The organism is Pedobacter sp. Leaf250 (genome assembly GCF_920984735.1).
In the GTDB taxonomy this organism is placed as follows: Bacteria; Bacteroidota; Bacteroidia; order Sphingobacteriales; family Sphingobacteriaceae; genus Pedobacter.
Map to the genome: position 1 here is coordinate 12,552 of NZ_CAKLBU010000019.1, position 15,253 is coordinate 27,804.

Annotated in this window: 16 protein-coding genes; 15 read left to right on the forward strand and 1 reads right to left on the reverse strand. The window is 34.9% G+C overall.

Annotated features, from left to right (window positions below):
• The first annotated feature begins 209 nt into the window (after positions 1 to 209).
• The 8 genes from LUA91_RS16115 to rfbA all read left to right on the forward strand — a co-directional run bounded on the left by LUA91_RS16115 (position 210) and on the right by rfbA (position 8,085).
• The gene (locus LUA91_RS16115; protein WP_370633658.1) at positions 210 to 2,288 is read left to right on the forward strand and encodes a SurA N-terminal domain-containing protein; all 2,079 of its coding nucleotides are present in this window, start codon (positions 210 to 212) and stop codon (positions 2,286 to 2,288) included.
• A gap of 66 nt (positions 2,289 to 2,354) precedes the next feature.
• Positions 2,355 to 2,879, forward strand: a complete 525-nt coding sequence (locus LUA91_RS16120; RefSeq protein WP_231427146.1) for a DUF2480 family protein — start codon at positions 2,355 to 2,357, stop codon at positions 2,877 to 2,879.
• A gap of 157 nt (positions 2,880 to 3,036) precedes the next feature.
• Positions 3,037 to 3,810, forward strand: coding sequence for a DUF3108 domain-containing protein (locus tag LUA91_RS16125; protein ID WP_231427147.1), 774 nt, complete (start codon positions 3,037 to 3,039; stop codon positions 3,808 to 3,810).
• 2 nt (positions 3,811 to 3,812) lie between these two features.
• The gene (locus LUA91_RS16130; RefSeq protein WP_231427211.1) at positions 3,813 to 4,376 is read left to right on the forward strand and encodes a DUF3109 family protein; all 564 of its coding nucleotides are present in this window, start codon (positions 3,813 to 3,815) and stop codon (positions 4,374 to 4,376) included.
• A gap of 323 nt (positions 4,377 to 4,699) precedes the next feature.
• Positions 4,700 to 5,752 carry a dTDP-glucose 4,6-dehydratase gene (gene rfbB / locus LUA91_RS16135; RefSeq protein ID WP_231427148.1) on the forward strand — a complete coding sequence of 351 codons (1,053 nt, stop codon included), beginning with the start codon at positions 4,700 to 4,702 and terminating at the stop codon, positions 5,750 to 5,752.
• The gene (gene rfbC / locus LUA91_RS16140) at positions 5,752 to 6,300 is read left to right on the forward strand and encodes a dTDP-4-dehydrorhamnose 3,5-epimerase (RefSeq protein ID WP_231427149.1); all 549 of its coding nucleotides are present in this window, start codon (positions 5,752 to 5,754) and stop codon (positions 6,298 to 6,300) included. The genes rfbB and rfbC overlap by 1 nt, the downstream gene beginning before the upstream one ends.
• Positions 6,293 to 7,174 (forward strand): dTDP-4-dehydrorhamnose reductase, encoded by an 882-nt coding sequence (gene rfbD, locus LUA91_RS16145; protein ID WP_231427150.1) that lies wholly within the window; start codon positions 6,293 to 6,295, stop codon positions 7,172 to 7,174. The genes rfbC and rfbD overlap by 8 nt, the downstream gene beginning before the upstream one ends.
• Positions 7,175 to 7,224: 50 nt before the next feature.
• Positions 7,225 to 8,085: a glucose-1-phosphate thymidylyltransferase RfbA gene (rfbA, locus tag LUA91_RS16150; RefSeq protein ID WP_231427151.1), complete on the forward strand. Its 861-nt coding sequence runs from the start codon at positions 7,225 to 7,227 to the stop codon at positions 8,083 to 8,085.
• A gap of 165 nt (positions 8,086 to 8,250) precedes the next feature.
• Here the strand turns inward: rfbA and LUA91_RS16155 are convergent, their stop codons facing one another.
• Complete coding sequence (locus LUA91_RS16155) at positions 8,251 to 8,937, reverse strand: sensor histidine kinase (protein ID WP_231427152.1); 687 nt, start codon at positions 8,935 to 8,937, stop codon at positions 8,251 to 8,253.
• A gap of 457 nt (positions 8,938 to 9,394) precedes the next feature.
• On the opposite strand from LUA91_RS16155, the gene LUA91_RS16160 reads away from it, so the two are divergent.
• The 7 genes from LUA91_RS16160 (at position 9,395) to LUA91_RS16190 (ending at position 15,244) form a co-directional block, all read left to right on the forward strand.
• Positions 9,395 to 10,030 (forward strand): response regulator, encoded by a 636-nt coding sequence (locus LUA91_RS16160; protein WP_231427153.1) that lies wholly within the window; start codon positions 9,395 to 9,397, stop codon positions 10,028 to 10,030.
• Between the two features lie 200 nt (positions 10,031 to 10,230).
• Positions 10,231 to 10,425 (forward strand): hypothetical protein, encoded by a 195-nt coding sequence (locus LUA91_RS16165; protein ID WP_231427154.1) that lies wholly within the window; start codon positions 10,231 to 10,233, stop codon positions 10,423 to 10,425.
• A gap of 70 nt (positions 10,426 to 10,495) precedes the next feature.
• Positions 10,496 to 12,088 carry a hypothetical protein gene (locus LUA91_RS16170; RefSeq protein ID WP_231427155.1) on the forward strand — a complete coding sequence of 531 codons (1,593 nt, stop codon included), beginning with the start codon at positions 10,496 to 10,498 and terminating at the stop codon, positions 12,086 to 12,088.
• 166 nt (positions 12,089 to 12,254) lie between these two features.
• A complete protein-coding gene (locus LUA91_RS16175; protein ID WP_231427156.1) occupies positions 12,255 to 12,797 on the forward strand; it encodes a serine O-acetyltransferase in 543 nt (180 codons plus the stop codon).
• Between the two features lie 267 nt (positions 12,798 to 13,064).
• Complete coding sequence (locus LUA91_RS16180) at positions 13,065 to 13,469, forward strand: PleD family two-component system response regulator (RefSeq protein ID WP_231427157.1); 405 nt, start codon at positions 13,065 to 13,067, stop codon at positions 13,467 to 13,469.
• On the forward strand, positions 13,469 to 14,542 hold the full coding sequence (locus LUA91_RS16185; protein WP_231427158.1) for a sugar transferase: 1,074 nt from the start codon (positions 13,469 to 13,471) through the stop codon (positions 14,540 to 14,542). Before LUA91_RS16180 ends, LUA91_RS16185 begins: the two co-directional genes overlap by 1 nt.
• 21 nt (positions 14,543 to 14,563) lie before the next feature.
• A complete protein-coding gene (locus LUA91_RS16190) occupies positions 14,564 to 15,244 on the forward strand; it encodes a TolC family protein (protein WP_231427159.1) in 681 nt (226 codons plus the stop codon).
• The last annotated feature ends 9 nt before the right edge of the window (positions 15,245 to 15,253 follow it).

The following is a 15,253-nucleotide window of genomic DNA, read 5'->3' on the forward strand; positions in this document are numbered from 1 at the left end:
ATGCCGATTTAATTTTTCATAATAAGGTGTTTTGTCTCGATTCTATCTTTGATTTTAAGTCTTCCATTAATCCTTAAAAACCTAATCTATTTGCTTAAAAATTAAACACTTGATAAATAAAATTTTGTGTTTTCTTTTTTAAGGCAAATTTGTATCTTGCGCCCTCTTAAAAAAAACTAAATAAATTTATAAAGTACAATATGGGATTAATGACATTTTTGCGTAACCGTGCTGGCTATATCTTGGTCTTTGCTATCGGTTTTGCAATTGTTGCATTTTTAGTAGGCGATGCAATTAACGTGGGTAAGCCTTTTTGGTCGGCAAATCAAAAGGTAGTGGGTACGGTTGATGGGAACGATATCAGTATTGATGATTTTCAACCAAAAGTAGATCAGAGTTTAAATCAATACAAACAACAATTCGGTGGAAGTTTGAATCCTCAAATGACAGCTATGGCTGTTGATCAGGCTTGGAATGCAGAATTGGCGGGTGTCCTATTGAATAAAGAATATGAGCGTTTAGGTTTAACGGTTTCTGAAGATGAGTTGTTCGATTTATTGCAAGGTCAAAACCCAAGCCCGATTATCAAACAATATTTTTCAAATCCTCAAACCGGACAAATTGATCGTGCTACCTTGATGAACTTTTTAAAATCAAAAGATGCACAGGCTTTACAGCAATCAAACATGTTGCAAGAGCAAATCAAAGAGCAATCTTTACAGGCAAAATATTCGAACTTAATCCGCAATTCGGTTTATGTAACTTCATTAGAAGCAACAGATGAATACACCAACCGTAATAAATTGGCTAATTTCAAATATATCGGTTTAGATTACAGCACTATTGCCGATGCTTCAGTAAAACTAACTGATGCAGATTATTCAGCTTATTATGATGAAAACAAAGCACGTTTCAATAATCCACAAGAATCTCGTTCTTTTGATTATGTGTCATTCAGCATTCGCCCAACTGCAGCAGATTCGGCAACAGTAAAAGCACAGGTTAAAAAAATTGCTGCTGATTTCAGGGCTTCTAAAAATGATTCACTTTTTGCGGCAATCAATTCTGATGTTAAAGTTCCTTATACTTATTTGTCGAAAGGTAAATTGGGTGATGCCGCTTTAGATTCAGCAGTATTTGCTTTGCCAGCAGGAAGTTTCTACGGACCAACATTAACTGGGAATGCTTATAAATTGGTGAAAGTTATCGATACACGTTTCTCTCCGGATTCAGTTAAAGTAAAACATATTCTAATTGATCCAGCTAAAGTCGGCGGCGATGTTCAAGCGGCTAAATTGGCTGATTCATTAAAAGGCTTAATTGCTAAAGGCGGTAACTTTGCCGAACTGGCAAAAACCTATAGTGTTGATGGTTCTAAAGATCAAGGTGGTTCACTGCCTTCTTTCAGCCGTGGCCAAATGGTTCCAGAATTTGAAAATGCTGCATTTGATGGTAAAGCTGGCGATTTGAAAGTGGTTAAATCACAGTTTGGTTACCACATCATGAGCATCGAAAGACAGATGGGGAATTCTAAAGTAGCTAAATTGGCTTACATTGAGAAAGCTTTAGGTGCAAGTAGCAAAACACAACAGGCAGCTTATAAAGCAGCAAGTAATTTCTTAAACGATGTTAAGGGAAAAGATTTTGCTAAGTATGCGCAAGAGAAAGGTTTAAAAGTTGCTGTTGCTGATAAAATTGGTGCTACTCAAGGTTTCGCAGCTGGTTTAGATAATCCTCGTAAATTAATTCAAGATGCTTATGCTGCAGATAAAGGTGATGTTTTACCTGAAATCTACACCATGACCAATGAATATGTTGTCGCTCACTTAACGGCAGTTAATCCTAAAGGTATCCTTCCATTAGAAGCGGTTAAAAAAGAAATTCAGCCTTTGGTATTAAACGAAGTAAAAGCGAAATTATTAAAAGAGAAATTTAATGGAGCTGGTAAAGCAAGTTTAGATCAAATTGCATCTAAAGTTGGCGCTCCGGTTAATCCAGTTCAAAATATCGTTTTTGCAAATCCTGTAATTCCTGGAGTTGCTCAAGAAAATAAATTGGTGGGTAGCGTATTTGGTGCTCAACCAGGTAAAGTTTCGGCTCCAGTTGCTGGAGATCGTGGTGTTTATGTTTTCGCTGTTGATGGATTTACAAATCCAGCTCCAATTGCAAATATGTTCAAACAAAAAGAAAGTATGTTGTTGAGTTTAGGACAACGTTCAGGTCAGGCTGCCTTCCAGGCTTTAATTGATCAGGCTACTATAAAAGACAATCGTGTGAAATTCTATTAATTAGAAATTCCGTAAATTTGCTACCGTTCCAGCTTAAAGCTGGAACGGTTTTTTTATTTATAAGCCATGGAAATTCAAGAAAACATCATTAATAAGGTTGCCAATAGTGGATTAATCACTTTAAATCTAGAAGATTTTTACCATAAAGGTGAAAGGGTAATCTACGATATCAAGGATAATCTTTTTCATGGATTGATGTTGAAAGAAAAAGATTTCAGAGCGTTTATCAAAGATCACGATTGGACGCAATATCAAGATAAGAACGTGGGGATTATTTGCTCAGCAGATGCAATTGTACCCACCTGGGCTTATATGCTTTTAGCGAATAAATTACAGCCTTATGCAAATGAGGTGGTTTTTGGTGGTCTAGAAACCCTGGATGCAGTGCTTTTTACCAAAGCCCTGGCTAAAATCAACCCTGATGATTTTGCCAATGAACGTGTGGTGGTTAAAGGTTGTGGCGACATTGATATTCCGGTTGCAGCTTATGTGGAAGTTACCAATCTGCTTACACCAGTGGTGAAGAGTATCATGTTTGGTGAGCCTTGTTCCACGGTTCCGGTGTTTAAAAGGAAGGATGTTACGCTCTGAATTTCTTCTGCAATTTAAGGAACGTTATAGCGAACGATATTGAGATCGTTTAATAATTTTAGTTTTGGTTGGCTTTTTGTATATATTTCGTAATGATTATATGGCATTACATTCTTAGTCGTTATAATCACAACACACAAACGATACGCACAAGCAAATGAAAAAATTAATCTTATTATTTACGATCGCTCTTGGAGCATTCCGGCTGCAGGCACAAGAGTTGCCACTCAAGAAGGACCCGGTTTTTCAGGAGGGAGAGATTTTACAGTATAAATTGAGGTATGGATTTATCACTGCTGCAGAGGCTACCATTAAGGTGACCAATTCAGATTTGGTGTTTGATAACAAACCGACCTATAAGCTTACTGTTGATGCTCAAACCTCGGGTACTTTCGATGTATTTTATAAGATCAGAGATCACTACGATTCTTACATCGATAAAAAGGATTTACTGCCTTATTTTTATCAGGAAAACATTCGTGAAGCGAACTATAAGAGGCAGGATAAGGCGAGGTTTAATCAGGATGCTAAAAAGATAGTTTCCAATAGGGGTAATTTTAATACGCCTACTACGCAGACCTTTGATTTAGTCTCCGCTTATTACTTCGCCAGAAGTTTGGATATTTCTAAACTCAAAATAGGCGATAGTTTCAAGCTAAATTATTTTCTGCAGGACGAAGTTTCCGCCTTGGAAATCGAATATGTTGGAAAAGAAACTATAAAATGTAAACTGGGGAATATACGTTGTTTAAAATTCAGTCCATCTATTAAGCCAGGGCGAATCTTTAAAAAAGACAGTCGTTTGTATCTTTGGGTTACCGACGATGGAAATAGAGTTCCTGTGAAAGCACAAGTAGAGATATTGGTTGGTGCCGTTACGATGGAGTTAAAATCAGCCGCAGGCTTAAAATACGCTTTAGCAAAAGAATAATGATGATAGAAGTGGAACAAGTGCTGGTGCACGAAGATGTTTTAAAAGAAAACTTTGTTTGCAATTTGAGTAAATGCAAAGGTATTTGCTGTGTAGAGGGAGATTCCGGAGCGCCTTTGGATCATGATGAAACTGCTGTTTTGGAAGAAATTTATCCAAAGATTAAACATTTGCTAAATGAAAAAGGTATTCAAGCCATTGAAGATCAAGGAGTTTATGTGGTGGATGAAGATGGCGACTTAACTACACCATGTGTTGATAAAAATAAAGAGTGTGCTTATGTGTTATTTGAAGGCGGTATTACCAAATGTGCCATCGAAAAAGCTTATGAGCAAGGGTTAGTAGAATGGCAAAAACCTATTTCTTGTCACCTGTATCCGATTCGTATTACCAAGTATCCGGAATTCGATGTATTGAACTATGACCGTTGGCATATTTGCCATGATGCCTGTACCTTTGGAAGAGAATTGAAAGTGCCCGTTTACAGCTTTTTAAAAGGACCACTAATCAGAAAATATGGTGAAGATTGGTATAAGGGACTGGAAAGTTCAGTAGCAGCGATGTAGGTAAAATCCTAGTTTCTATTAATCAATTGAGTTCATAGGTCGTTACCTTTTTCAAACCTTTTAGATCAATTTATAATCATGAGTAGATGTTTTTTATGCTTGCATAAGAAATGCCTTAAAATGAAATTATCTACGGCCAGACTATGACTTTGATGCCAATGAGCCAGCTATCTATAGTGCTTAAATAAATCCTCTCGATACGATCAAAACTTTAAGAAAATACTTGAAATATCCATCATTCATAAATAGTCTTTAAGGACTAGTTAGTTGTTTAATTGTAATAACTATCTTATTTTAGCCGACTGAAAATCATTTAAATAACTGTGAAAAAAATTCTAATCACTGGTGGGGCAGGCTTTATTGGCTCTCACGTAGTCCGCCGCTTCGTAAATAATTATCCTAATTACGAAATTGTTAACCTTGATGCCTTAACTTATGCTGGCAATTTGGCCAATTTAACTGATATCGAGAACAAACCAAATTATAAATTTGTTAAGGTTGATATTACTGATGCGGTTGCAATTTTGAATTTGTTTAAGGCGGAAAATTTTGATGCTGTAATTCATCTTGCTGCAGAAAGTCATGTTGATCGTTCGATTGCAGACCCTACGGCATTTGTGATGACCAATGTAATTGGAACCGTAAATTTACTCAATTCAGCTCGCGAATATTGGAAAGGTGATTATAATAAAAAACGCTTTTACCATATAAGTACCGATGAAGTTTATGGTGCACTTGGCGAGGAAGGTATGTTTACAGAAACTACTTCTTATGATCCTCATAGTCCATACTCTGCTTCAAAAGCAAGTTCTGATCATTTCGTAAGGGCATATCATGATACCTATGGTATGGATTGTGTGATCTCGAACTGTTCTAACAATTATGGCTCACATCACTTTCCTGAAAAATTGATTCCATTAGCCATTAATAATATCAAAAATAATAAACCTGTACCTGTTTATGGAAAGGGCGAAAATGTTCGCGATTGGTTATGGGTTGAGGATCATGCCCGTGCTATTGATGTAATTTTCCACAATTCGAAAACTGGTGATACCTATAACATTGGTGGCCACAATGAGTGGAAGAATATTGATCTGATCAATCTGTTATGCAACATCATGGACAAAAAGCTGGGACGTGAAACTGGTGAATCGGCAAAACTGATCACCTATGTTACTGATCGTGCTGGTCATGATTTACGCTATGCGATCGATTCCTCCAAATTACAGAATCAATTGGATTGGGTGCCTAGTTTACAATTTGAGGAAGGCTTAGCCAAAACAGTTGATTGGTATCTTCAAAATGAAGATTGGTTAAGCAATGTCACTTCAGGTAATTATCAATCTTATTACGATAAACAATACAGCAATAAATAATGGAGATCGAGCAAACGGGTTTAAAAGATTGTATCATTATCAAACCACGAGTTTTTGATGATCCCCGTGGATATTTTTTCGAGAGTTTTAATAAAGAGACCTTTGAAGAAAAGACAGGATTTTCTGGCGATTTTATTCAAGACAATCAATCGTATTCATCTTATGGTGTGATCAGGGGTTTACATGCCCAAACAGGTGCCTTTGCTCAAGCTAAATTGGTTCGTGTAACCAAAGGTGAAGTTTTGGATGTTGCCGTTGATGCCCGTCCGGGTTCGCCTACTTATGGCAAACATGTAGCAGTTCGTTTGAGTGCAGAAAATAAACTGCAACTGTATATTCCCAGAGGTTTTGTACATGGTTTTTCAGTATTAAGTGAAACTGCTGAATTTCTTTATAAATGTGATAACTTTTTCAATAAAGCATCCGAAACGGGTGTAATTTACAATGATGCTGATTTGAATATTGATTGGTTAGTTCCTGCTGGTCAGGCATCAGTTTCTGATAAAGATCTTTTATTAAAACCTTTCGCTGAATTACATCATGGGTAAAACATTAATTATAGGTGCCGGCGGTCAGTTGGGGCAATGCCTCAAAACCGTAGCAGAGCGTAGAGGTATTTCTGATATTGTTTTTCCAGCAGAAGCAGATGCTAATATTTTAGACCAAACTGGTTTGAAATCTTTATTGAAAAAAGAAAAGCCTGCTTTTGTAATCAATTGCGCTGCATATACTGCTGTTGATAAGGCTGAAGATGAGTTAGAATTGGCGAAAGCAGTAAATGAAACCGGAGCAGCAAACCTTGCCTTGGCTTGTGCATCCAATCAATCTACCTTAATTCATTTATCAACAGATTTTGTATTTGAAGGGAATGTGGTAAAGCTCCTGTTAGAAAGTGATGATGCACAGCCGATCAATGTATACGGACAAACCAAATTGGATGGCGAAAAAGCTGTTGTTGCATTGTTGAAAGAATATTTTATTCTTCGTACCAGTTGGTTGTATTCAGAATATGCCAAAAACTTTGTAAAGACGATGTTGAAATTGGGTGCAGAGCGTGATGAATTGAATATCATCGCTGATCAGATAGGAACACCAACTTATGCCATTGATCTCGCTAATGCAATATTTGATATTATTGAATCCGAATCAAAAGAATATGGTGTTTATCATTACAGCAATGAAGGCGTTACATCGTGGTTCGATTTTGCTAAAGCCATATTCGATATTAGTGGCACATCGGTAATGGCCAACCCTATTCCAGGCTCAGCCTATCCAACAAGAGCCATTCGTCCGGCATTTTCAGTGATGGACAAATCAAAAATAAAAAATACATTTAATATTGATATTCCCTATTGGAGGGATAGTTTAATAAAATGTATTAATGAAATCAACAATAATTCATTTAATGAAATACATAGATAAAAGATTTGTCGGCTTCAGTCTAAAATCTAAAATCTAAAATCTAAAATCTGATGAAAGGTATAATATTAGCTGGTGGAAGTGGAACTCGCTTGCATCCTTTAACACTTGCTTGTAGCAAACAAATGATGCCGGTTTATGATAAGCCGATGATTTACTATCCATTATCAACATTAATGTTGGCTGGCATAAAAGAAATCCTGATTATTTCCACACCTCACGATCTGCCAAATTTTGAAAAACTCTTAGGTGATGGAGCTTCATTGGGCTGTAAGTTCAGCTATGCTGTTCAGGTAGAACCAAATGGTTTGGCACAGGCCTTTGTTATTGGTGCAGACTTTATCGGCCATGATAAGGTAGCACTTGTTTTAGGAGATAATATATTCCATGGCGATGGGATGGCAAAGCTTTTACAGGCCAGTTCTGATCCTGACGGTGGGGTTGTATTTGCTTATCAGGTTTCAGATCCAGAACGTTATGGCGTAGTAGAATTTGATGAAAATAAAAAAGCAATTTCTATCGAAGAAAAACCTGTAACGCCTAAATCGGACTATGCCGTTCCTGGTTTATATTTTTATGATAATGAAGTGGTAGAAATTGCCAAAAACATAAAACCATCGCCTCGTGGAGAATATGAAATTACAGATGTAAACCGTGTTTATTTAGAACGTGGTAAATTAAAAGTTGGGGTATTAAGTCGTGGAACTGCCTGGTTAGATACAGGTACTTTTGCTTCCCTAATGCAAGCTGGAGAATTTGTTCAAATTATTGAAGAACGCCAGGGATTGAAAATTGGCTGTATAGAAGAAATTGCTTATCGTATGGGTTTCATCAATGGAGAACAGTTAACGGCAATAGCAACGCCGCTTGTAAAGAGCGGTTATGGCAGTTATCTGCTTAAATTGGTTAAATAAATACAACGATACATTAAGGTTTGCATACTCTTAAGATGTGACAATAGAATTTGCAATTATAGCGACTAATCTTAAAAATTTTATTTAGGATTAGTCTGCTCTTCAAAATTTAATTATGAGTCATATCGATACGGATAGCACAGGTCGAAGTATTTTTAATATTATTTAACCAATCACGAAGTCTGCTTTTAATGGAATTTTTACACTAATCATGGTGCCCTTATATTGTTCGATGGTTATTGTGCCGTTGATCCGTTCTGCCCTGTTTCGAATATTTTCCAGTCCCATTCCCTTTCCTGTGTTCTGCTTAAAATCAAATCCTATACCATTATCCTTTACAGTAATAATCATGTCATTGGCATTAAAATAAATGGTGAGTTTAAACTTAGATGCTTTTGAGTGTTTTAGCGCATTATGCGCTATTTCTTTAATAAGCAGGTAACACTCTCTTTTTCCTTGGTTATCAATTTTAGTTTCGGGGATATTTTGTTCTATCTCGGATTGAAAATAGATTTTACTGTGCTTAAATAATTGACGCACTTGATCTTCAATAAAATAAACTAAGCTTTCTAAATGGTCGTTTTCCGAATTTGTGCTCCATATAATCTCATTTATTTTTTGAGAAATTTCATCTATCATTCCTTTTAAAATTTGAATTTCTTTGACATCTGATTTAGATTTACTTGCATGTTCTGCATATAATTTAATAGCTGTTAAGCCTGATCCTATTTCATCATGAATCTCGCTACTGATTCTTTCACGCTCCAGATTGATCAAATTACGCTGATTTCGAAGGTTTTTCTTGTAAAGGTTTGAACTAAAATAAAATTGAATGGTCAAATAAATGAACAAAATGAACAGAATTATAACTAAAAAAATAGAGTAAATATTGATTTCGTATAAAGCGGTGTAGGCTAGATTCATAATAAGTATATGTAAGTCAATCAACTAAATTGAACAAAATAATAAAATATTGTAGTATTAATAATGCGAATACAAACTGTAAATTTACTATTTTGTAGTAGTATTTATGTAATTTTTTGTAAGTATTCACATGATAAAAAAGTAGTACACTAAATTATAAAATGTTGATTTAAAAGTACCTAAGTAAACCTTGACGGTGAATAATTATTGTATATTTTTGCGTTAGTTTATTATTACGATAATGAATTTTTGTCGCCCCTATATTTTTTTTTCGTTATTTTTAGAAAATGTTATAATCTGTCTTATAAGATTTTAAATGTTCATGGTAATGAAGATTTTTTAACGTCGGTGGCTTAGGAATATAAAAATTAAAATAGCTAACTGTATGATTTCGATTTCAATAATTGAAGATCACGATTATTATCGTGCCAGTCTGGTAAATGCCATCAAGGAAAATGATTCTTTCCAAATCAAAGGTATTTATGCTACGGCAGAAGAGGCAATAGAATGCCTACCAGGAAATACTCCCGACATTGTTATTGTTGATATTAAGCTTAAAAATAAATCAGGCATTGATGTTATTTTGGAAACTAGAAACAATCATTTAAACACACAGTTTTTAATGTGCACTGGTTTTCAAAATGATGAAAAAATATTTAGTGCACTTAAGGCAGGTGCTGCAGGGTACATAATTAAAGGGTCTACCACTGCTGAAATCCATGATGCATTGATTGATTTATATGAAGGAGGTTCTCCCATGAGCCCATTCATCGCTCGTAAAGTTATTGGCTTGCTTCAAAATAAAGATGCTTGCAATAAAAAAGTTGACTTGGGTTTGAGTGTAAGGGAATTGGAAGTATTATCACTTTTAAGTAAAGGTCTGTTGTATAAAGAAATTTCGGATCAACTTTTTATCAGTCCAAATACAGTTAAAAATCATTGTAAAAATATATATAGGAGATTGCATGTTCAAAATAAAATTGAAGCGTTAAATAAATTTAAAGAATATAACTATAATTAATATGCATTTTTTCATCATTTATACTTTTGATCATTGCGACCGTGCAGAATGCTACTCTTAAAAATGGCAAGTATCTATCAAGCTAGCAAATATTTGGTATAAATATTGTGAATGGTATTGTATCTTTCCTTATTCGAAAACAGCTTGTTAGTAAATGCCGACAGTCTTCGTTATTAGGAACTTTACTTAAGTGTTTTATTATGATTCAATTAGATTTCTATACTTGCGTAATTAAATTAAATAGAATACAAGTTGGTGATGAAATAATTGATGAATATGAATCTAAAGGTCGTGTTGTTAAAATCATAAAGAACATCAAGATTAAAGGTGTAACAGAATTTATCTTCCTATTAGATAATAAACAAACCATTTTTGTTCTCGGTGAGGCTGTTTAGTAGCTAAATCTTTTTAGAAATTTGTTAATAAGACGATCAAATTTGCTATTTTAGACGCAAATCTCCCGAAATGTTTAAATCTGTTCTAATTATTACCTGTTTATCTACAGTGGTTATATCAAATTCCTGTAAAAGATCAATCGCTGTAGAAGATCAGTCGCTGAATTGGGTTAGATCATCAAATCTTCCCAGCACCGGTATTGCGTTTAAAGAATATTTAGGTGTCAATGCTTTTGAATGGGATGTATCTTCAGACGTTGCACACGAGCGAATAGATCAGGCAAAAATAAAAACAGTTAAGGCATTTGGCGGGATAAGACATTATTTAGATTGGGAAAGAATTGAATTAAAAGATGGTGTGTTTTCATTTAGTCCGGCACACAATGGAGGTTGGGACTATGATGCTATTTATGCTGAAATGAAAAAAGCTGGTAAATATGTTTTAATAGATCTTAAAACATGCCCAAGTTGGTTACTTTCTTCATATCCAGCAAACCAAAGAGATCCAGAAAATGTACCTGCTCCTTACGGTTTAGATAGGAGCAAACCAGAAAGCTATATCAAACAGGCGAGGGTTGGCTTTCAGTTGGCTGCTAGGTATGGATCAAATACTAAAGTCGATACTACTTTACTCTTAATTGATCCAACTCTTCGTTGGAGAGACGATACTAGAAATATTAAAAAGGTTGGTTTAAATTTAGTAAAATATATAGAATGTGATAATGAACGGGATAAGTGGTGGAAGGGTGATTTAGCAAAACAATCTCCTGAGGAATATGCCGCTAACCTATCAGCCTTTTATGATGGTCATTTAGGTAAGTTGGGTAAAGGTATAGGCATTAAAAATGCCGATCCGAACATGATCGTGGTAATGGGCGGTTTGGCAGAGGCTAACCCAGGCTTTGTTGAGAAAATGATCAACTGGTGCGCCGCTAATCGTGGAAAAAAACCTAATGGTGAAATTAATCTATGTTTTGATGTAATCAACTATCATCTCTATTCTAATGATGCTTTTAAAAATAGTGGTAATGCAACCAAAGGAATGGCTCCTGAGCTTTCCAATCTAAAATCAGTAGCCAATCAATTTTCAGCTATGGCTAAAAAATCTGCAGCAAATATTCCAGTTTGGGTAACTGAAACTGGCTATGATATAGGAGAACATACGCCTCAACGCGCTATCAAAATCGGAAATAAAAGTTCCTTAATAACACAAGCAGACTGGAATTTACGTACATCCTTACTTTATGCACGAACGGGAATTTCTAAATGTATTTTTTATATGTTAGATAATGTTGACGTAAATAGTTGGACGCAGTATTCCTCATCAGGTTTTATCAATCCAGACCGTACCAAGCGGCCGTCTGCTGATTACATATTACAAAGCAATAAGTTATTAGGAGAGTATCACTATCAATCTTCACTTAAAAGTGATCCTATTGTAGATGTTTATGCTTTAAATGATAAAAAGATGTATGTACTTACTATTCCAGATGAAATTGGTCGTACTGCAGGTTACAATTTGAATTTAGGCTCAGCAAAACAAGCTGTCATATATACACTTGCAGTTGGTCAAACTCAAATGAATAGTAGAATTGTTGATACCAAAAATGGGATCATACAACTTGAGGTTACTGAAACACCGATTTTCGTAGAAGCTAAATAAACTATAAATTTCTGTATAGTATATTCAAACACCGCATTATTTGGTATTTAAGGGCTATTGAAAACCCTTTTTGCAAATTCTATTTTTGTATATGATTTAAATCATCTTCGCAAGGTACTGCGTTTGGTAGTAATCATTTCAATATATATGATTTACAAAAAAAATAATGTGGTTAGATAATCGGCTCATTTTTAAGGCTGGTATATTTCAAGATTGGCAGGAGAATAGAGGAAATTTTAAATCGAGGATGATTATGATTTTGTTCAGAATATCATCATTGGTTTATCAGCATCAAATCTTGAGGTATATATTCTTTTGGTATTTGCTCCTCTATAAATTTCTAATTGGATGGGTATTTAACATTGGTCTGAATTCGGGTGCAAGAATTGGCAAGGGGCTTAAGATACAATATGGTTTTGGAACCGTCATTGGAAGCAAAACTATTATCGGTGAGAATTGTAACCTGAGACAATTAACCAACATCAGCTGTAAAATAACAGAAACGGGCACATGTAGTGCTGCACCAGTTATTGGTAATAATGTAGATATCGGTGTTAATGTTGTAATTATAGGTGATATTAAAATTGGTAATAATGTAATTATCGGAGCAGGGTCTGTAATCACTAAAGATGTGGAAGATAATTCGGTAATGGTTGGTAACCCAGCCACTTTATTAAAAAAAAAATACATTTTCCCTGATCACATTTGATCTTAAAATCGATCTTGTTATAATCGGATTCAGCTTTCCGGTTCATTCTGAGTTTCGACGATATCTCTTCATTTTATAGTTTCTCATTTTGTAATTAATATGCTCATTATTAGGGCTTTTTATTTCTTTTTTTACCTCATTTTACAATATTAGCCCTATTGGGCTATTGTCCAAAATCGTCCTTAACCGCAACTTTACACAGGTTGAAAATTACTAAAGGTTGCTAATCTATAAACCAGTTAATTTTAATTTTTAAGCATTCATTTTATGAAAAAACTATTATTAAAAAGTTTTAGGAAAAGTATAAGCAAGAAACACATACTAATTGTGGATGGCGGCTTAAATCTAGGCAAATTACTTCATTTTATTTTGGCCTCTGAATATCATTTAACCATCAAAACAAATGGTATTGAAGCCTTAAGTTGGCTTGAAGAAGGTAATGATCCGGACTTGGTCATATCAAGTTTGAGAATGCCTTATTTTGATGGAAGTTTGTTTATACAAATTCTAAAGCTAAGCGGTCTGTATAGAAATACACCTGTAATGCTATTGTCAGGAGAAGAAAACCTGGAAGAGAAAGTAAAGAACATGACTTTTAAGGTAGATAGTTATATGGAAAAGCCATTTAATCCTACTAAATTAAAAAGCCAAATTAACACTCTAATTGCCTAATGTCTCCTACAGCAATTGACCCACAGCCTACGAATGTAAAGGTGGTCTATTATGGTAATTTGTTGTCTCAACAGGTAGCCGATCACATTGGCGATCATTTCAAAAATCTAGATTTTATTGCTGATTTTGATAGTTATATTCAAGCGCAAACCTTTTTAAGCTTGCCAGATATGATCATGATTGAGGTGGATGGAAATGATAAGTGTTTCGAGCAGGTATCTCTTATCCGCAATCATCCTGTATTGAAAAGATTAATTATTGTATTAATCGGGACTGTTGAGAGCAGCATTTACAGGAGAAAATCGTTGATGCTCAAAGTAAATGATTATTATATCTTTCCTTTTCCCAAGCAGGATTTTATATACAGGATCAATTTCTTATTAAAATTTAAGTCTATTCAGCCCAGTATGCTGGAGCTTAGCACTGTAATGGAAGATAGGTATCAAATGCCTTTATCGAAGCGTATTTTTGATATTGTAGTTTCAGGAACTGCACTATTCTTCTTATCTCCGTTTTTTATCCTCGTAGCCATACTTGTTAAATTGGAGTCGAAAGGTCCGGTTGTTTATAAAAGCAAAAGAGTGGGTGCTGGTTACCGAATTTTTGATTTTTACAAGTTTAGATCCATGCGTAGTGATGCTGATAAAATGATCGATCAGCTATCTGGCCTTAATCAATATGCAAATGAAGGTGGAAAGAATGGAAAATCGGCTTTTGTTAAATTTTCAAATGATCCGCGAATTACCCGGGTAGGAAAGTTTTTAAGAAAAACGAGTATTGATGAGTTGCCTCAGCTTGTTAATGTTTTAATGGGTGATATGTCTCTTGTAGGCAACAGGCCCTTACCGCTTTATGAGGCCGAACAACTAACTACAAATAAATGGTCTACCCGTTTTAATGGTCCTGCTGGATTAACTGGCCTATGGCAAATTAGTCGCCGAGGAAAGAAAGACATGTCGGAAAGTGAACGCAAAGAATTGGATAACTATTACGCCAATAACTATTCTATTTTATTAGATTTTAAAATTATTCTCAAAACATTACCTGCACTAATCCAGAAAGAAGATGTGTAGTATTTATTAAATATATTCAGTATGAAATCCTATCTTTTCCCAATAATAATCTGCATACTTTTTCTAAATAGCAAAGTAAACGCTCAAGAAACAGTTATTGCTTCAGTTAATCAAAGCGATGTAGAAAAATACATCGCCTTGGCAAAAAAAAACTACGCTAAGCGAAAAGTTCAAGAAGCTACAAGTGAAAGTTTTAAGCAAGACATTAATGTAGCAAAAATGTCTTACTTAGACTTATTTGGAGCTTCCTACATTTATCGTCCACCAGGAAAAACTGTAATTGATCCAATCAATCCATATAATGTTAATGGATTTCAGTTAGGTGTGAACTTCAATCTTGGTTCGTTTTTACAGAAACCCTTTAATGTTAAAAAGGCTAAAGCCAATTATATGATTGCAAAGTTTCAGCAATTAGATTTCGATAACGAGTTGGTGGTAGAAGTAAAGAAAAGATATTATGATTATCTGCAGCAAAAGAGCCTACTTAAAGTGTACACTAAAAGCGCTCAGGATAGTAAAGGTGTTGCCGAGAGTGCAAGATATAGGTTTGAAAAAGGGCAGGTAACGTTAGATGTATACAATGAATCACGTATTGCACAAACTTCGGCTATGTCTTTACAAATACAAACCGAGTCTGACTTTTTAAAGGCGAAAGATTTATTTGAGGAAATTATTGGCCAAGAGTTGGCTGATGTTAAATAACTTATATAA